This window comes from Streptomyces sp. NPDC050535 (genome assembly GCF_044457665.1).
Classification (GTDB): Bacteria; Actinomycetota; Actinomycetes; order Streptomycetales; family Streptomycetaceae; genus Streptomyces.
Map to the genome: position 1 here is coordinate 19523 of NZ_JBITHE010000008.1, position 18206 is coordinate 37728.

The 18206-nt window shown below is 68.3% G+C and carries 17 protein-coding genes and 1 pseudogene; 12 read left to right on the plus strand and 6 right to left on the minus strand.

Features of this window, described 5'->3' with window-relative positions; translation table 11 throughout:
- Positions 1-85 precede the first annotated feature (85 nt).
- The 3 genes from ACIBLC_RS19360 to glgX all read right to left on the minus strand — a co-directional run bounded on the left by ACIBLC_RS19360 (position 86) and on the right by glgX (position 4133).
- A complete protein-coding gene (locus ACIBLC_RS19360; RefSeq protein ID WP_399212220.1) occupies positions 86-1516 on the minus strand; it encodes a sulfatase in 1431 nt (476 codons plus the stop codon).
- Positions 1517-1614: 98 nt separating this feature from the next.
- Positions 1615-1710, minus strand: a complete 96-nt coding sequence (locus tag ACIBLC_RS19365; protein WP_399212221.1) for a putative leader peptide — start codon at positions 1708-1710, stop codon at positions 1615-1617.
- Between the two features lie 167 nt (positions 1711-1877).
- Positions 1878-4133 carry a glycogen debranching protein GlgX gene (glgX, locus tag ACIBLC_RS19370; RefSeq protein WP_399212222.1) on the minus strand — a complete coding sequence of 752 codons (2256 nt, stop codon included), beginning with the start codon at positions 4131-4133 and terminating at the stop codon, positions 1878-1880.
- 153 nt (positions 4134-4286) lie between these two features.
- Between glgX and ACIBLC_RS19375 the strand changes: the two genes are divergently transcribed.
- The 6 genes from ACIBLC_RS19375 (at position 4287) to ACIBLC_RS19400 (ending at position 10952) form a co-directional block, all read left to right on the plus strand.
- On the plus strand, positions 4287-5519 hold the full coding sequence (locus ACIBLC_RS19375; RefSeq protein WP_399212223.1) for an Ig-like domain-containing protein: 1233 nt from the start codon (positions 4287-4289) through the stop codon (positions 5517-5519).
- A gap of 178 nt (positions 5520-5697) precedes the next feature.
- On the plus strand, positions 5698-6948 hold the full coding sequence (locus tag ACIBLC_RS19380) for an Ig-like domain-containing protein (RefSeq protein WP_399212224.1): 1251 nt from the start codon (positions 5698-5700) through the stop codon (positions 6946-6948).
- A gap of 84 nt (positions 6949-7032) precedes the next feature.
- Positions 7033-7800: an enoyl-CoA hydratase/isomerase family protein gene (locus ACIBLC_RS19385; RefSeq protein ID WP_399212225.1), complete on the plus strand. Its 768-nt coding sequence runs from the start codon at positions 7033-7035 to the stop codon at positions 7798-7800.
- Between the two features lie 288 nt (positions 7801-8088).
- Positions 8089-8592: an ATP-binding protein gene (locus ACIBLC_RS19390; RefSeq protein ID WP_399212226.1), complete on the plus strand. Its 504-nt coding sequence runs from the start codon at positions 8089-8091 to the stop codon at positions 8590-8592.
- 285 nt (positions 8593-8877) lie between these two features.
- Positions 8878-9768: a polysaccharide deacetylase family protein gene (locus ACIBLC_RS19395; protein WP_399212504.1), complete on the plus strand. Its 891-nt coding sequence runs from the start codon at positions 8878-8880 to the stop codon at positions 9766-9768.
- The gene (locus tag ACIBLC_RS19400) at positions 9768-10952 is read left to right on the plus strand and encodes a hypothetical protein (RefSeq protein ID WP_399212227.1); all 1185 of its coding nucleotides are present in this window, start codon (positions 9768-9770) and stop codon (positions 10950-10952) included. Before ACIBLC_RS19395 ends, ACIBLC_RS19400 begins: the two co-directional genes overlap by 1 nt.
- 42 nt (positions 10953-10994) lie before the next feature.
- Here ACIBLC_RS19400 and ACIBLC_RS19405 read toward each other — a convergent pair whose 3' ends face one another.
- Entirely contained in the window at positions 10995-11636 is a 642-nt protein-coding gene (locus ACIBLC_RS19405; protein WP_399212229.1) for a GNAT family N-acetyltransferase, read from the minus strand.
- A gap of 56 nt (positions 11637-11692) precedes the next feature.
- On the opposite strand from ACIBLC_RS19405, the gene ACIBLC_RS19410 reads away from it, so the two are divergent.
- From ACIBLC_RS19410 to ACIBLC_RS19425, 4 genes are all read left to right on the plus strand, one after another.
- Positions 11693-12607 (plus strand): MerR family transcriptional regulator, encoded by a 915-nt coding sequence (locus ACIBLC_RS19410; protein ID WP_399212230.1) that lies wholly within the window; start codon positions 11693-11695, stop codon positions 12605-12607.
- A 48-nt stretch (positions 12608-12655) separates the two neighbouring features.
- The gene (locus ACIBLC_RS19415; RefSeq protein WP_383682968.1) at positions 12656-12868 is read left to right on the plus strand and encodes an EF-hand domain-containing protein; all 213 of its coding nucleotides are present in this window, start codon (positions 12656-12658) and stop codon (positions 12866-12868) included.
- A gap of 145 nt (positions 12869-13013) precedes the next feature.
- Positions 13014-13676 carry an NADPH-dependent F420 reductase gene (locus ACIBLC_RS19420; RefSeq protein WP_399212231.1) on the plus strand — a complete coding sequence of 221 codons (663 nt, stop codon included), beginning with the start codon at positions 13014-13016 and terminating at the stop codon, positions 13674-13676.
- 551 nt (positions 13677-14227) lie between these two features.
- Entirely contained in the window at positions 14228-14764 is a 537-nt protein-coding gene (locus ACIBLC_RS19425; protein WP_399212232.1) for an endonuclease domain-containing protein, read from the plus strand.
- Here the strand turns inward: ACIBLC_RS19425 and ACIBLC_RS19430 are convergent.
- Positions 14680-15237: a glycoside hydrolase family 25 protein gene (locus ACIBLC_RS19430; protein ID WP_399212233.1), complete on the minus strand. Its 558-nt coding sequence runs from the start codon at positions 15235-15237 to the stop codon at positions 14680-14682. The two genes, ACIBLC_RS19425 and ACIBLC_RS19430, sit on opposite strands and share 85 nt — an antisense overlap.
- A gap of 554 nt (positions 15238-15791) precedes the next feature.
- Here ACIBLC_RS19430 and ACIBLC_RS19435 point away from each other — a divergent pair.
- Both ACIBLC_RS19435 and ACIBLC_RS19440 read left to right on the plus strand, forming a co-directional pair.
- Positions 15792-16001 carry a YDG/SRA domain-containing protein gene (locus ACIBLC_RS19435; protein WP_399212234.1) on the plus strand — a complete coding sequence of 70 codons (210 nt, stop codon included), beginning with the start codon at positions 15792-15794 and terminating at the stop codon, positions 15999-16001.
- 208 nt (positions 16002-16209) lie between these two features.
- Positions 16210-16494, plus strand: a pseudogene (locus tag ACIBLC_RS19440) (hypothetical protein); the annotation flags it as partial.
- A gap of 242 nt (positions 16495-16736) precedes the next feature.
- On the opposite strand, the gene ACIBLC_RS19445 reads toward ACIBLC_RS19440, so the two are convergent.
- Positions 16737-18206, minus strand: a 1470-nt coding sequence (locus ACIBLC_RS19445) for a Fic family protein (RefSeq protein WP_399212235.1), incomplete at its 5' end; no start/stop codon positions are given.

The window sequence follows — 18206 nt, forward strand, 5'->3', positions numbered from 1 at the left end:
CCGCCCACTGAGTTTTGGCCGTTACGGCGTCGGCCGCTGGTCCTACGACCTGCGCTCTTCGCGGTCCTGTGGACAGCTCGGCCCGCTAGGCGGCCGGGTACGGCAGCAGCCCGCCGTCGGTCCTCTCCCAGGCGGCCTTCAGCTCCGCGAGCAACTCCGGCCGGTCCGCGGCGAGATCGGCCTGCTCACGGGAGTCCGCGGCGAGGTCGTAGAGGTGGTCGATTCCGTCCGCGGCCCGGTGGTACTTCCAGTCGCCCCGCCGCAACGCCCGGCTGCCCCGGACCCGCCAGAAGAGGTCACGCTCGCCGACCTCCTCACCGCGCAGCAGATACCCGGCCAGGCTGGTGCCGTCGAGCGGATACGCCGGGTCGGGCCGCGCGCCGCCCAGTTCCAGGAGGGTCGCCGTCCAGTCCGGCGAGAACGCGGGCTCGTGGCTGACCTGCCTGCCGTCGAGGCGGGCGGGCCAGCGCACGATGGTCGGCACCCGGATACCGCCTTCGAGCAGCGAGGCCTTCTCCCCGCTGAGCGGCCAGTTGTACGAGAAGCGCTCGCCGCCGTTGTCACTGGCGAACAGCACGACCGTGTTCTCCTCCTGACCGGCCCGGCGCAGCGCGGTGAGCACCTCGCCGACGGCGGCGTCGAGGCTCTCCACCATCTGCGTGTACTTCTCGACCGAGCCGCCGTCGTTGTGCAGCAGTGCGGCGGTCACCTGGGCGGGGCTGCTCGCGGCCCGTATCCTCGCCGCGATCTCGGCGCCGGTCTCCGCGTCGTCCTCCGCGAGCCAGGGCCAGTGCGGGGTGGTGAAGTTGAGGTTGAGCAGCCACGGCTTGTCGTGCTCGCGGCTCACGTACTCCACGGCCCGCTCGGTCAGCACCTCCGTGTAGTACCGCAGGTCCTTGTAGACGGCGTCGCCCTCGTACAGGTCGTAGTCACCGAGCTGCCCGAGCTTGGAGAAGTACTCCAGTACGCCCCCGAAGTTGCCGAAGAACTCGTCCCAACCGGACTTGGTGGGGCTGTAGTCCGGCAGCCAGCCGCAGTGCCACTTGCCGATGAGCGCGGTCGCGTAGCCCGCCTTCTTCAGCAGCGAGCCGAGGGTGGGGTGGCTGGGGTCCAGCCCCTGCGTCCTGTTGGCGATCGGCTCCGCCAGCCCGCCCCTCGTACGTCCCGGATAGCGCCCGGTGTAGAGGCTGAACCGGGTCGGCGAGCAGGTGGCCGACCCGGAGTACGCGTCGGTGAACCGCACGCCCTGGCGGGCCAGCCGGTCCAGGTTCGGCGTCCTGATGTGCGGTGCGCCGTACGAGGAGAGGTCGGCCCAGCCGAGGTCGTCACCCAGGATGACGAGGATGTTGGGGCGTCGGCGGGATCCGGCGGCGGAGGTACGGGCCCGGAACGGCCGTTCGCTGGAGGCCGTTTCGGCGGAGGAGTCGGAGGAAGCGGCGGCGGTCGGGCCGGCGACGGCGGTCACGGCGCCGCCGCCGATCAGCCCACCGAAGACCCGACGGGATATTTCGGACATGGGGGTTCCTCAGAACAGACGTGCCCTACGACGGGACACGCAGGAAGAAAAGAAGTGGGGAGGGAGAGAAGGCTGAGGGGGAGCGGGCGGGCCGGGGGTCAGCGACAGATGGCGCTGGACTGCCGGCACAGATCGACGTGACGTCGCTCCACGAGCGCGACGAGCGCGCACGGGTGATCAGCGAAGAGCCTCATGACACGGACGGTGCCAGCGGTGAGCCTGAGCCGTCAAGAAGCCGTCCACACGATGGACGTTCCAGCCCGTCCGGCGTTTGAGGACGAGCGCGTCAGCGCGATACGGGGGTCTGGGGGCGGAGCCCCCAGGACAAGGGACGGGTAGGGGCGGCGGGGGCGAACGAAACTCACCCCGCCACCCGCAGCAGCAACACCGCCCGAGCCGGCACGGTGATCCCCGCCCCCGCCCGGTGCACCACTCCGGGAGCCTCCTCCTGCGACTCCCGCGAGGTGTCCACCACCACCTCGTACCGCGAGGCCCAGGGCGGCCCCGGCAGTACGAAACTCACCGGCCGGTCCCCGGCGTGCAGCACCGCGAGGAAGCTGTCGTCCACGACGGGCGCCCCTCGAGCGTCCCGCCCGGGAATGTCCCGCCCGGACAGGTACATCCCCAGCGTCGCCGCGGGCGCGTACCAGTCCCGCTCCGTCATCTCCGTCCCCCGCGCGGTGAACCAGGCCAGATCCCGCAGCCCGTCCACGGAGTGCGCCCGCCCGGAGAAGAACGCCCGCCGCCGCAGCACGGGATGCTCGTGCCGCAGTGCGATCAGCCGTGCCGTCAGCTCGAACAGCCCCCGCCACCCGGGATCGTCGAGAGACGACCAGTCGACCCAGCTGACCTCGTTGTCCTGGCAGTAGGCGTTGTTGTTCCCCCGCTGGGTCCGCCCGAACTCGTCGCCCGCGACCAGCATCGGCACCCCGGTCGACAGCAGCAGACTCGTCAGCAGGTTCCGCAACTGCCTCCGCCGCAGGGCCCGTACCCGCTCGTCGTCCGTCTCTCCCTCGACCCCGCAGTTCCACGCCCGGTTGTCGTCCGTGCCGTCGCGGTTCCCCTCGCCGTTCGCCTCGTTGTGCTTGCCCTCGTAGGACACGAGGTCCCGGAGCGTGAACCCGTCGTGGGCGGTCACGAAGTTCACCGAGGCGTACGGGCGCCGCCCGCCCCACGCGTAGAGGTCGCTCGACCCCGAGAGCCGGTAGCCCAGATCACGTACGTCCGGCAGCGCTCCGCGCCAGAAGTCCCGCACGGCGTTGCGGTAACGGTCGTTCCATTCCGTCCACAGCGGAGGGAAGGCGCCCACCTGATATCCCCCTGAGCCCACGTCCCAGGGCTCGGCGATCAGTTTCACCCGCCGGAGCACCGGATCCTGCGCGATGACGGCCAGGAACGGCGACAGCATGTCGACGTCGTGCATGGACCGCGCCAGCGCCGCCGCCAGGTCGAACCGGAAACCGTCGACCCCCATCTCGGTCACCCAGTACCGCAGCGAGTCCGTGATCAGCCGCAGCACGTGCGGCTGCACCACGTGCAGCGTGTTCCCGCACCCCGTGTAGTCCGTGTACCTGCGTGCGTCGGACTGCAGCCGGTAGTACCCGCGGTTGTCGATACCGCGCAGCGACAGCATGGGCCCCAACTCGCCCGCTTCCGCGGTGTGGTTGTAGACGACGTCGAGGATCACCTCGATACCGGCGGCGTGCAGCGCCCGTACCATCCGTTTGAACTCGCCGACCTGCTGGCCGGTGGTCCCGGAAGCGGCGTAGCCGGCGTGCGGGGCGAAGTACCCGATCGAGTTGTAGCCCCAGTAGTTCTTCAGGTCCTTCCGCAGCAGATGGTCCTCGTGCGCGAACTGGTGCACCGGCAGCAGTTCCACGGCCGTCACGCCCAGCCGCGTCAGGTGGTCGATGGCGGCGGGATGCGCCAGCCCGGCGTACGTGCCGCGGAGTTCCTCCGGAATCCCGGGGTGCAGACGGGTGAACCCGCGCACATGCAGCTCGTAGATCACCGAGTCCGCCCACGGGGTCTTCGGGCGCTGGTCGTCCGACCAGTCCTCGTCGTCGTGGACCACGACACCCTTGGGGACGTACGGCGCCGAGTCCCGGTCGTCGCGCACGGTGTCCGCGACCTGCTGCTGGGGCCAGTCGCGGACATGCCCGTACACCTCGGGCGGCAGGGTGAAGTCGCCGTCCACGGCACGGGCGTACGGGTCGAGGAGCAGCTTCGCCGGGTTCCAGCGGGCGCCGGTCCAGGGGTCCCAGCGGCCGTGCACCCGAAAGCCGTAACGGCGGCCGGGGAGCACGCCGGGCACGAAGCCGTGCCAGATCTCGTGGGTCAGCTCGGTCAGCGGGACGCGGATCTCGGCGCCGTCCTCGTCGAAGAGGCACAGCTCGACCGACTCCGCGCCGCCCGCCCACAGCGCGAAGTTGGTGCCCGTGACGCCGTCGGGGCCGACGCGGAAGCGCGCGCCCAGCGGGGTCGAGGCACCTGGCCACACCTGCACGGCGGGCGCCGCGCGCGCCGCGCCGTTGACCAGGGGGGCGGGTTGCGCGGGCAGCACGCCGCCCGTGGCCCGCCCCTCCTGTACTGCCTCCTGCTCGGGTGCGCTCGACACCGGTCAGCCTCCCGCGGCTCGTGGGGCGAGCGCGGTCAGGAGGCCTGCGGCGTCCCGGCCGCGGCTCCCGCTCGCGTCGTCCTCCCCACTGTTCTGCCCAGCGCTTGGCTCGCACTCACGTTTCCCCGGAGAGGCGCAGTCGTTGGGCCCTCCGTGAAGCACGTAGAGACACGCGCGCGGCGCGCAGGGGCCGCGCTGGCCGCCGTACTGACCTGGGCCGGACTGCTCGCCGGAGCCGCCGGCTGCACGTCGAACGGGATGGACGAGGTGCTGGGCAAACCGCCGTCGCCCGAGGACGTCATCCGCGTATCGCCGGACGACAACAGCAAGGCGGTGCGCCCGGACGAGACGATCCAGGTGCGGGTCCCCGGCGGACGCCTGGAGTCCGTGACGGTCGTCAAGGAGCAGGACGCCCAGGAGTCCCCGGTGCCGGGGCACATCTCCGAGGACGGACTGCGCTGGCGGCCCGACGACGAACGGCTCGCGCTCGCCGCCAGGTACAGCGTCGACGTCGTGGCCGTCGACGGGTACGGGCGGCGCTCGGCCCGGCACACCACGTTCACGACGTACGTCCCCGACGAGCGGTTCATCGGATACGTCACCCCGGAGAACCGCTCCACCGTCGGCACCGGAATGATCGTCTCCCTGGAGTTCAACCGGGAGATCGAGAACCGCGCCGCCGTCGAGCGGGCGATCCGGGTGAACGCGGAGCCGGCGGTGGAGATCCGCCCGCACTGGTTCGGCAAGGACCGCCTGGACTTCCGGCCCGAGAAGTACTGGAAACCGGGCACGGAGGTCACGGTCAGCCTGGGGCTGCGGGACGTCGAGGCGGCCCCGGGCGTGTACGGGCTCCAGTACAGGACCTTCTCGTTCACGGTCGGGCGCGGCCAGGTCAGCCTGGTCGACGCCGCCGACCACACCATGGAGGTACGCCGCGACGATGAGCTCCTCGCCACCGTGCCGATCACCGCGGGGGCCCCCAAAAGCACCACGTACAACGGGAAGATGGTGGTCACCGAGATGCTCGAGGTGACCCGGATGAACGGTGCCACGGTCGGCTTCAAGAAGGCCGACGGCAAGGGCGAGTACGACATCCCGGACGTCCCCCACGCGATGCGCCTCACCGCCTCCGGAACCTTCCTGCACGGCAACTACTGGGCGCGGGGCGTCTTCGGCAACTCCAACGTCAGCCACGGCTGCGTGGGTCTGAAGGACGTGAAGGGCGGCAGCTCGGACAGCCCGGCGGGCTGGTTCTTCGACCGCAGCCTCATCGGCGACGTCGTCGAGGTCGTCAACAGCAAGGACAAACAGGTCGCCCCCGACAACGGACTCGGCGGGTGGAACATGAGCTGGAAGGCGTGGAAAGCGGGCGGGGCGGTGAAGTAGGACGACAAAGCGGTACCCGCACCGGGCTCCCGGCTCGCCCCTCGGACAGTTGAAGTTGGGACTGAACGGTGACAATCGCGGGGAGCCATCCCTTCCGGCCGTGTGATTGATTAGCGCGATACGCGCGTGGGACGCGCTGGGTGCGGGCCTGACCAGGCCGTGCGAGGGGAGAACGAACTTGAACGGGCGACCGATATCGGGGCCGTCGGTTGGCGCGCGGGCACGGCGGAGCAGAGGGATCCCGGCACTGCTGCTGGGAGTGCTGTTGCTCGGCGTGACCGCGTGCGGCGGGGGAGGGGACTCGGACTCCGGGTCCGGGGAAGGCAAGGGCGGGGGCACGGGGAGTTCGGGGACCGCGGACACCAAGGTCTCGGAGGCGGTCGTGACCATCGCCCCGAAGGACGGGACTGGTGGCGTGGCCACCAGCGGCGCTCTCAAGGTGAGCGCGGCCAAGGGCAAGCTGACCGAGGTCACCGTCGAGGACACCAAGGGAAACGATGTCGAGGGTGAGATAACGGGCGGGGGCGCCACCTGGACGCCCTCGACGCACCTCGCCTCGGCCACCAGGTACAAGGTCCACGCGGTGGCGAAGGACTCCGGCGGCCGTGAGTCCGCCGAGGAGTCCGCGTTCACCACGCTGACCCCGAAGAACACCTTCGTCGGCATCTTCACGCCCGAGGACGGCTCCGAGGTCGGCGTCGGAATGCCCTTCTCGGTGAACTTCACGCGGGGCATCACGCACCCCGACGACGTCGAGAAGGCGATCACCGTGACCACCGTTCCGGCGGTCGACGTGGAAGGCCACTGGTTCGGCAACGACCGCCTGGACTTCCGTCCCGAGACGTACTGGAAGGCCGGTACGAAGGTGACGGTGCGGCTCAACCTCGACGGTGTCGAGGGACGGCCCGGCGTCTACGGCGAGCAGGTCAAGACCGTCTCCTTCACGGTCGGCCGCAGCCAGGTCTCCACCGTCGACGTCAAGACGAAGACGATGACCGTCAAGCGCGACGGCAAGACCGTCAAGACCATCCCGGTGACCACCGGCAAGCCCGGCTACGACACCTGGAACGGCCAGATGGTCATCACCGAGCGGCTCGCGGTGACCCGGATGAACGGCGAGACGGTCGGCTACGGCGGCGAGTACGACATCAAGGACGTGCCGCACGCCCAGCGCCTGACCACCTCAGGCACCTTCATCCACGGCAACTACTGGGGCGGCGACGCCTTCGGCAACTACAACGCCAGCCACGGCTGCATCGGTCTGAAGGACGTCCGTGGCGGCTACGACGGCAAGGTGGCCGCGGCCTGGTTCTTCAACCAGTCGATGACCGGTGACGTGGTGGTCGTGAAGAACTCCGACGACAGGACCGTCGACCCGGACAACGGGCTCAACGGCTGGAACATGTCCTGGGAGAAGTGGAAGGCCTGACCTTCCGCGTATTCCGTACGGGTCCGGTGTGCTGTGACAGAGCACACCGGGCCCGTTGTCGTTAACGCCCGCTAACCTGCTCCCATGACTGTGCATCTTGAAGTGGCCGAGGGTGTCGGCACCATCCGTCTGGACCGTCCGCCGATGAACGCACTGGACGTCGCCACGCAGGACCGGCTCAAGGAACTCGCCGAGGAGGCCGCGGGCCGCGACGACGTGCGCGCGGTCGTGCTGTACGGCGGGGAGAAGGTGTTCGCGGCGGGTGCGGACATCAAGGAGATGCAGGACATGGACCACGCGGCGATGGTCGTCCGGTCCCGGGGCCTCCAGGACTCCTTCACCGCCGTCGCCCGCATCCCCAAGCCGGTCGTCGCGGCGGTCACCGGCTACGCGCTGGGCGGAGGCTGCGAGTTGGCGCTGTGTGCGGACTACCGCATCGCCGGCGAGAACGCGAAGCTCGGCCAGCCGGAGATCCTGCTCGGCGTGATCCCCGGCGCCGGCGGCACCCAGCGGCTGGCCCGTCTGATCGGACCGTCGCGCGCCAAGGACCTCATCTTCACGGGGCGGATGGTGAAGGCGGACGAGGCGCTGTCGCTGGGTCTTGTGGACCGGGTGGTCCCGGCCGAGGAGGTGTACGCCCAGGCGCACGAGTGGGCCGCGCGGCTGGCGCGGGGACCCGCGATCGCGCTGCGCGCCGCGAAGGAGTCCATCGACGCGGGTCTCGAGACGGACCTCGACACCGGGCTCGCGATCGAACGCAACTGGTTCGCGGGCCTGTTCGCCACGGAGGACCGGGAGCGGGGGATGCGGAGCTTCGTGGAGGAGGGCCCGGGGAAGGCGAAGTTCCGCTAGGAACCCACACCGGAAGTTGACCTGATCCACTTGCAGTTGACGGAATGTCTTACCCGGTGTCCCTCGAAGGGCTGGATTATGCGAGCCTTAAGGCAACCTTAAGCCTGCCTGATCGGGGGATGCCGGAGTTTGCCCTCAAGTGGGCGTTCCTGGCAGGTCAGATGGGCACCGGTAGGTTCTGGACTGCCTTTGGCATATGCCGATCGACTGTCGCAGAATGGGAGGTTCCGGGGGGCGTATTCCTTCGGAACGGCTCCGAAGAGGGCTCTGGGCGGCCATGATGGGGGCATGGCGGGGCTGGAGGGTATCGAACCGCCGCGGCGGCACGGGAGTGCGACCGCGGCGCGCTGGACGCCTGCGGTCGAGGACGAACAGGCCCTCAAGGCGCTGGAGTTGTTCGGTAATCCGGTGGAGGCGGAGGTGCCGCTGCCGTCCCGCCCGGAGTCCGCGGCCACCGCGCGGCGGCTCACCCAGGTCGTGGTCCTGCGGCAGTGGGGGCTCTCGCCGAAGATGACGGAAGACGCCGTCCTGCTGGTCTCCGAACTCGTCGGCAACGCCGTACGGCACACCGGCGCCCGGGTCTTCGGACTCCGGCTGCGCCGCCGCCGCGGATGGATCCGGGTCGAGGTCCGTGACCCCTCCCGCGGCCTTCCCTGTCTGCTGCCGGTCCATGAGATGGACCTGAGCGGCCGCGGCCTCTTCCTCGTCGACAAGCTCTCCGACCGCTGGGGTGTCGACCTCCTGCCGCGCGGCAAGACCACCTGGTTCGAGATGCGCGTCTCCGACCGCTGAACCCGCTCCGGCCGAGCGGAAAGCCCCGGCCGCTGGGCGACCGGGGCTCCCGGGGGCACCGCGGAACGATTCGGGGTGTGAACCGCGGCACCGGCGACAACCATGGCCCGGGTCAATGGGTGGAGGTCGCACCGCCGACTATTCCAGACGTGGGTGAGTGATCCAAAAGGCCCCCGCGCGTCCCGCACACCCCGCATGCCCCTCCCGTCCCACCCTGCGACCCGCCCCCCAATAGGTGCAATCTCCTGTTTTCCTGGTAACTCGCCTTAAATGGTGCGGATGACCATGTCCGATCACCCCTCTCAGCAGCCCTCCGGAGCCAACACCACGCGCCCGGCGCCGGACCGGCGGGTGGTGCTGCGTTCGGGGTTCGCCCTCGCGGCCGGGATGTCCGGGGCCGGGGCGCTCACCGCCGGATGTTCCGTGACCGGGGCCGTCGCACACCCGGCCGCCCGCGCCAGCGACACGAATCCCACCGCCCGCACCGCCCGTACCAGCCGTGCGACTCCCACCGCCCGTACCAGCGGCGCACCCCGCGCCGTACCCGTCGCGCCCTCGCCCCGCCGCTTTCCGGACCAGCCCGTGGAGATCGCCCACGGCCCCCGCGGCCGGCCCCAGGTCGCCCTCACCTTTCACGGCCAGGGCGACCCCGCCATCGCCAGGGCGGTCCTCGGCGAGGCCGAGAAGGGCGGCGCCCACGTCACCGTGCTCGCCGTGGGGAGCTGGCTCGACGAGCACCCCGAACTGGCCCGCCGCATCCTCGACGGGGGCCACGACCTCGGCAACCACACCCTCCGCCACCTCGACATCAACGCGATGTCCGAGGCGGACGCGGACGCGGAGATCCGCGGCTGCGCCCAGCGGCTGCGCCGGCTGACCGGCTCCATCGGCACCTGGTTCAGGCCGTCCCGTACCGCCCACGCCTCCCCGCTCGTGCGACGACTCGCCCGCGGCGCCGGCTACCCGCACGTCCTCTCCTACGACGTCGACCCGCTCGACTTCACCTCGCCGGGCGGCCCCGCCGTCGCTCGCAGGATCACCGGGGAGCTCCGCAACGGATCCGTGGTGAGCCTGCACTTCGGGTACGCGGACACCGTCGCCGCGCTGCCCGCCGTCCTGGAAGACCTGCACCGCCGCGGCCTGCGCGCGGTCACCACCACGGAGCTGCTGAGCTGATGCACCGGAACCCCACGAAGCGCGCCCTGGTCGCCACCGCCGTCCTCGCCATCCTCGCCGCCTGCGGCACCGGGGGCGGGGACCGCGCGAACGAGGCCCTCGGCACCAAGGGCGCCGCCGACCCGCCTCGGCCCAGGAAGCCGCCGGCCGTCCAGGGCCTGCGCGGCATGCCCCCCGTGCTCGACCCGACGGACGTCTACGCCGCCGACCGCCCTGGCAGACTCTCCCCGGTGGTCAGGGACTTCCCGTCCCGCGTCTACGTCCCCAACACCGAGTCCGACACCGTCTCGGTCATCGACCCCGCGACGTACAAGGTCATCGACACCCTGCACGTCGGCCGGCAGCCCCAGCACGTCGTCCCCTCCTGGGACCTGAAGACGCTCTGGGTCAACAACAACCGCGGGCACACGCTCACCCCCATCGACCCGAAGACCGGGAAGGCGGGCAAGGAGGTCGAGGTGCACGACCCGTACAACCTGTACTTCACGCCCAACGGCAGGTACTCCATCGTCATGGCCTCCCTCGACCGCGAACTGGTCTTCCGCGACGCGCACACCATGAAGCGCCTCAAGACCGAACCGGTCGGCTGCTACGGCGTCAACCACGCCGACTTCTCGGCGGACGGCCGCTACTTCATCGTCTCCTGCGAGTTCAGCGGCGAACTGCTCAAGGTCGACACCGAGAAGATGAAGGTCATCGGAAAGCGGAAACTCCCCTTCGACGGCGCGATGCCGCAGGACGTCAAGATCTCCCCCGACGGCAAGAAGTTCTACATCGCCGACATGATGGCCCACGGCATGTGGGTCCTTGACGGCGACAAGTTCACCGAGCCCACGCTCCTGCCCACCGGCAAGGGCTGCCACGGCCTGTACGTCAGCCGCGACTCGCGCGAGATGTACGTCACCAACCGCGGCGAGGGCTCCGTCTCCGTCTTCGACTTCACCCAGGACAGGCTGACCAGGAAGTGGCACCTGCCCGACGGCGGCAGCCCCGACATGGGCGGCGTCTCGGCCGACGGCAAAGTCCTCTGGCTGTCCGGGCGTTACGACGCCGAGGTGTACGCCATCGACACCCGCACCGGCGTCCAGCTCGCCCGCATCCCGGTCGGCAAAGGCCCGCACGGCCTCGCCGTGTACCCGCAGCCGGGCCGCTACTCGCTCGGCCACACCGGCATCTTCCGCTGAACAGCGGCCGGTCGGAGGCCGCCGCCTTGAACGCCGCCCGCGTCAGGACGCGGTGAGCAGCGCCTCCGCGCCGACCGGAACATAACCTGCCGCCCGGAACGCCCGCAGGCTGCGGGCGTTTCCCGCCGCGAGCTGGGCCCACACCGGTTCGCCCCCGCCCAACTGCCGCGCCGCCCCGGCCAGTGCCCGCCCCAGCCCTCGGTGCCGTACGCCCTCGTCCACCTCGACGGCGGCCTCCAGCCGCCCGGCGACCCCGCGCCCCAGGACGAGCACACCGCCGTCGGCCGCCTTCCAGACCCGGACCTCGTCGCGGTGCTCACGCGCCCGCGCGACCCGGGGATGGCCGGGATCCTCGATCTCGGTGAGCGCGAGCGAGGGCTCACCCGGGAGCGGAACGGCCACGGTGAGCAGGTCGATCGTGTCGTTCGACCGGCCCGTACGCTCCATGAACGCCGCCAGGAACCGGGGATTCATCGTCGCGGCGAGCGCGTCGCAGTCGAGCCGGGCCAGTGCCCCGCGTACCCATCCCTCGTCCTCGTCGGTGAAGACGACGGAGTGCGCGGTGAACGCGAGCACGCCGGCGTCACGATGGGCGTGCTGGCGTACGACGGTCGTGCCGCCGTCGGCCGGGGGGAAGACACCCCGGGCGGCCGCGTCCAGGATGTCCCGCAGAGTGTCGGCCATGGCGCCCCGTCCTCTCACTTGAGTCTCCACCCACTGGAAGGCCCAGACTCGCAGACATGATCGAAGACGGCACCGGACTGTTCACCATCGGAGAGCTCTCCCGGAGCACGGGTCTGTCGGTGCGCACCATCCGCCACTGGTCCGACGAGGGCGCGCTGCCCCCGGTGGTCCGGTCGGCCGGTGGCTACCGGCTGTACGACGCGGGCTCCGTGGCGCGCCTCGAACTCATCCGCACCTTGCGGGAGTTGGGCCTCGGACTGCACGACGTACGCCGGGTGCTGGCGGGCGAGACGACGGTCGCGGAGGTCGCGGCCACGCACGTCGCCGCGCTGGACGCGCAGATCCGGTCCCTCAAGGTGACCCGGGCGGTGCTGTCGACCGTGGCGCGACGCGGCTCGACCGCAGAGGAGATGACCCTGATGAACAAACTGGCGCGGCTGTCGGCCGCCGAGCGAAGGCGGATCATCGAGGAGTTCGTGGACGAGATGTTCCACGGACTGGACACCGCGGACCCGGTGATCCGTGAGCGGATGCGGAGCGCGGCCGTGGACCTGCCGGAGGAGCCGACGCCCGAGCAGGTGGACGCGTGGGTGGAGCTGGCCGAGCTGTTGCGGGAACCCGAGTTCCGGGCGCAGATGCGCAAGGTGGCCGAGTTCAACGCCGCCGACCGCGGTCAGGAGGCCCCGGCCGGGGCCTCCATGTGGTTCGCCCAGCGTCTCGTCCAGCTCGCGGCGCGGGCCCGCGAGCGGGGGATCGAGCCCGAGGCGCCGGAGGCCGAGGGGATCCTGCGGGATCTGCTCGGCGACGCCGACCCCGCCGCCGTACTGGAGCGTCTGGAGGCGCCGGCGAACAACCAGGTCGCCCGCTATCGCGAACTGCTGATCGCCGTGAAGGGGCAGCCGCCGCTGGCCGCGCACCGGGAGGAGTTCGTCTGGGTGGTCGCCGCACTCCGCGCTCACGTCGCCCGATAATCTGACCTCCGTAAACGAGGCACAGTGCACTACGAAGGGGCGGTCCCGGTGGCGGACATTGAGGAAGCACGCAAGGCGTTCGAGCGGATCGACACGGACGGGGACGGGTTCGTCACGGCCGCCGAGTTCAAGACCGCCCTCGCCCAGGGCGGTGACTGGAACGTCACCGAGTCGGTCGCCGAGGCCGTGATCGCCAGCCGTGACCTCAACAGCGACAAGCTTCTGTCGTTCGAGGAGTTCTGGGCCCACCTGAACAAGTAGTACCTACGAGGAGGGCGCCCCCGGTGATCCGGCGGGCGCCCTCTTTCGCGTGGGTCACCTGTTCGCCGTAGGCGCCGGAATAGCGGGTCCGGACCCGGGGTTGCTGATCGACGTCAGGAGCACCAACCCCAGAAGGGTCTGTCTCATGAAGATCGGCATCATCGGCGCGGGCAACATCGGCGGCAACCTCACCCGGCGTCTCACCGCCCTCGGGCACGACGTCTCCGTCGCGAACTCCCGGGGCCCCGAGACCCTCACCGCCCTGGCCGCGGAGACCGGGGCGACACCCGTCAAGGCCGAGGAGGCGGCGCGCGGAGCCGAGGTCGTCGTGGTCACGGTCCCCCTGAAGGCGGTGCCGGACCTGCCGTCCGGGCTGTTCGACGAGGCGGCGGACGGGGTCGCCGTCATCGACACCGGCAACTACTACCCCCAGCAGCGCGACGGCAGGATCGCCGCCATCGAGGACGACGGCCTCACCGAGAGCCGCTGGACGTCCCAGCAGATCGGCCACACCGTCATCAAGGCCTTCAACGGGACCTACGCCCAGGACATCCTGGACCGCCACCGTCCCGCGGGCGCCCCCGACCGCGTGGCCCTCCCGGTCGCCGGCGACGACGAGGCCGCCAAGCGCGTGGTCCGCGCCCTCATCGACGAACTCGGCTTCGACACCGTGGACGCCGGCAGCATCGACGACTCCTGGCGCCAGCAGCCCGAAACCCCCGTCTACGGTCTCGCCGAGGGCACGGCCGCGGTGACGAAGGCGCTGGCCGAGGCGTCCCCGGACCGCCCGGCGGCCCATCGCGCCTGACGCCCCCGCGGGGTCCGGCCCCGTGGCGTCACACGATCCGCAGCGGCCGGTGCGGCCCGTCCGGCAACTCGACCGCCACCGAGTCCCCGGGCCGCACTTGGCCGCCTTCGCGTACGACGCTCATGACGCCGGCCCTGTGGGCGACGGCGCCGCCGTCGCCCCGCCCGACGATGGGCTTAACTGTGCGACTGCGTTACGCATGTTCGGCCGACTCGTTGATCAGATGATGCGGTTGCTGATCGAAGAGCGGGGACCGGGTGAGAACCTGCAAAGCAGGCGGGGAGGGATGGTCCTGCGACCGATCCTCCGAGAAACACAGGATCACAAGGGGGTTGTGCGGAAGCCACTACACGCAGTTCCGGCGAGGGAAAGAGCTGTCTCCCCTCAAGGCCGGTCCCATGGCCGAGGACACGCGTCCGCACTGTCAATTCGGCGGGTGTGCCAGGGCCATGTCGGCTCGAGGGCTCTGTACCGCTCACTACCAGCAGAGAAATGGCGGGCGTTCGCTGTCTCCGCTGCGGAAGAGGAGGGACAGTGGTGCCTACCGGGCGATGGTCGAAAGCGGAATCATCGAGTGTCTGGGATGTGGCGAGGACAAACCCGTGTCCGAGTACTCGGCGCTCAACGCGAAAGGCACGCCTCGGCCGTACTGTAAACCGTGCAACGCCGAGTTGGTTCGCCTCGGTCACTACAACCTGACGAAGGAGTTCGTCGCTCAACTGCTGCATTTCCAGCGGCAGAGTTGCGCGATTTGCCGCACTGCCGATGCGGGCAGAAAGGCCATGCACATCGACCATGACCATGCATGCTGCCCCGGTCGGCGGAGCTGTGGTGAGTGTGTGCGTGGCCTGATCTGTGCCAACTGCAACGCCCACGGCCTCGGTTGGTACGAAGCGCTTCCACTCGGACTTCGTACCTTCGATCTCCTGAACGCCTACATCGCGGATCCGCCGGCGAGACGACTTCGAACTCAGTCGGCTACCTCCTTGGGCGCAGGGACCAGTCAGGCGCCCTCCGCCCACTTGCGCAGCGCAGCCTTGCTGGCGAAGTCGGCCACGTCCTTGTCCAACGGGTCGTCCGTGTACTGATGGAAGCGCCACTTTGCCTGGATACGGGGCTTGCCCGCGGTCACGTAGTCGGCGATCCACAGACCGTCACCCGCGTAGGAGGTGGTGTCGATGTTGAGCCAGAAGTTGCGGTTCGCGTAGAGCAGCACCCGGTGGTTCGGGCGGAGTTCCTTCAGTTTGCGGATGAAGCGGTCCTTCTCGGCGTTGCTCGCGTGGGTGCCCTCGCCGGTGGTCTCCCAGTCGACGGCGAGGATGTCGCCCGCTTTCTCCGGGGCCTTGCTGAGGAAGTACTCGGCCTGTGCCGTGATGTTGCCGGGCCACAGGAAGTGGTAGAAGCCGACGACGCATTCGGCGTCGCGGGCCCTCTTCACCTGGGCGGCGAGCTTGGGGTTGACGTACGAACGGCCCTCCGTCGCCTTGACGAAGACGAAGGAGAGACCGTCGGTTCCGTAGGTGGACGACTGGTACGCGCTGACATCGATGCCTCGCAGCATGTGGGGCCTCCGGGAAGTGGGGGACTGGAGGGGTTTGAACTCCAGCGTTCCCCCGGAGTGGCCCGTCACCCCTGTCCACCACATCCCGGACCGCATCCAACTGCCCCCGGCTCAGCACTCGATGATGTTCACCGCCAGCCCGCCCCGGGCCGTCTCCTTGTACTTGACGGATACGTCGGCTGCCTGCGCTCACGGCTCTGAGCTGGTGTTTTGGCTTGGCAAGCGCGGCTCGCGTGGCGCTGGGGACTTTTCGGGGACTTCTTGCGGATGGTTGCCTACAAGGTACCGGCGGCGCTCGACATCCATTGTGCAGGGCGGATTCCGGAACGGTGTTGACGTCTGGGCGAGCATCCGCCCGGGCCGTCTAATCTGCGTACTCGTAATGCGTCGGCCCTCAGTTCGGTGCCTGAGAGCGGGAGCAGCAAACCTGCTCCAACTGTGGCCAGTTGCTCCAGAAACGCCGAATGACCAGGTCACGGCCCTATCTGGCGACAGCAGTGGGCGATCCTCGAAATCGCTGGGGGAGTGGCAGTAGCGCGTGTCAGGCTGTGGCAATGATCGGTGACGTACCCAACGTTGAAGCGGGCCAGGAGTTCAGCACGCGCCGGCAGGCGGGCGTGCATAGGTCGTTGCAGGCAAGTATCTGTTGGACCAAGCAGACCGGCGCAGAGTCCATCGTCGTGTCCGGTGGCTACAAGAACGATTACGGAGAGGTCATCGTCTACACCGGTCACGGTGGGCAGAACGGCTCCGCAACCAGGTGAGCGATCAGTCGCTGGACGACTCCGGCAACGCGGCTCTCGTGACCAGCTATCTCGCAGGCCTGCCTGTTCGTGTCCTGCGCGGCTATGGGTGACGCACCCTACGCGCCAGCGGCTGGGTATCGGTACGACGGCCTCTAGCGCGTCACCAGCTACGGCAGCAAGATCGGCATCGACGGCTTCCTCATCTGGCAGTTCCGCCTTGAAGCCTATGGGGACACTCCCACGCCTCAGGTGGCACAGAAGTCGGGGTCCTGAACGCCCCCGCAGAGTCGGGGCCTGCTGCCGTCACGGGTACGAGAGCCCAGAGCGCATCACCTCGACCGTGCAGCGCATCGTTCGCAGTAGTGCTGTGAAGCGGCAGGTGAAGGCGTGGCACGACAACCGGTGTCAGAACTGTGACCTGCGAATCGATGTCCCGGGGGGTAGCCATAGCGAAGGCGCTCACATTCGAGCTCTCGGGTCCCCGCATAACGGCCCGGACACCACCGGCAACGTCCTCTGCCTGTGCCCGAACTGCCACGTGATGCTCGATGTAGGCGCCATCGTCATTGAAGACGGCCTCACGGTGATCCGCGGCGACCATTCTGCGAGCGTCCTGAGGATCGATCCTCGGCACACGATCCCACCGGGAGTCCGTCCGTCACCACCGCGGCCGATGGCGCCAGTAGGCCCTGCCGTGCCCAATCGCTCCACGGCTATAGGCGGCTACTTTTTGGATGAACCTCTAAAACTACATCAGTCCGAGTTGGCCCCTGCGTCACCTTCGCCATTCATACCGCGCAACCGCTGCGCTAGGTCTTCGACAGGCGTCCAGACGTATGATCGGCCGGATTTGCTCTTTTGTAGAAGCCCGTGATTTTCGAGTCCAATTAGGTCCTGTCGCGCGGTTTCGTAAACGATTATATGGCTAGCCATATGTGACTGGGCTGATACGGACGTGCCCGGATTCTTCAGTGCATGGTTCAGTAGGGCAATCTGTCGGTGATTGAAGATCTTTTGTGCACCAGAGATGCTCTGCTGTAGCTCACGAACTTCCTCTGCCTTGGCGAAGAGGTAGTCATGCAGATGAGAAATGGACCGTTGCAATACGCCCAGTTGATACAGGTGGAAGTACGTTAGGTCATTCTCGTCATCTTCAGAGTGTAGGTAGCTCTGAGCGTATTTGGAAGGTGCATTCTTGAGGATGGGCGAGATGGCCAGGTATTCGGTGAGCCAATAGCCCTGTTTCAACATCAACCAATAGAACAAAATCCTGGCCGTGCGTCCATTGCCATCCTCGAACGGGTGATCGTAACCGATCATAAAGTGCACGGTGATCGCACGTAGGACTGGCGGGACATAGACCTCATCCAACTCGCCGTTTGCGAAGTCGCATAGCCTCTGTACGCGCTTGGGTAGAGTTGCAGCAGGTGGCGGGGCATGTAGGAGCTCGTCACCGTTCCAAACACCTACACGATCCTCATGTGGCAACTGGAAGCGGCCAGAGGCATCCGGATTGTCAAGGGTTCCATCGGTAACTACTCGGTGGATCTCGCAAATCATTTCCGGCGTAAGTCGCTGGTTACGTAGCTCTCCCACCATGCGCATAGCTTGGTAGTTATTATAGATCATCCGTTCGTCACGGTCGCGCGGCTGACGCTGCGTGCGGATCATCTCCTTGGCGACCTTACGGCTAGTGGATGCGCCTTCAAGCTGACTGGAATTAATGGCCTCCTCGATCAGGGAATTGATCAGATAGCGGTCCCGGGTGGCAGGGTTGGTGACTTGCTCGCTAATAGTGATCTTCCCGCTGGCGTCTCTACTTACTTCCTCCAAGGACTTGAGGACGACGTCAGGTAGCGCAAAAAAGAAGGGTTTTTCATTAATATCCGTCAACGGCAGGGTGCGCTGCACTCGGCGACGTGCAAGCTTGATGCCCGCCCACCATTCTTCGTGTGTTAGTCCGTCAGGTGGGTTCTTGTGGCGAAGCTTGTCCCAGGGGAGGTACGGGTCAGTGGGTCCGGCGCCGGGGGCGGTAAGGATGCGTGCCAGCTTTTCTTGTTTAGACTCCATAATGATCTGCATAGTCTCCTCCGGAGAAGGAGGCGGCATTGGCCTTCTCACGCTCATGTGTCCTTTCGTTCGGGTCAGCACATGTCGCTGTGCACTGCTGCGCTCGGGTGGTTGCAGGCTTTGGTTGCTGGGCTTGTCTGGTTGGTTGGTCGC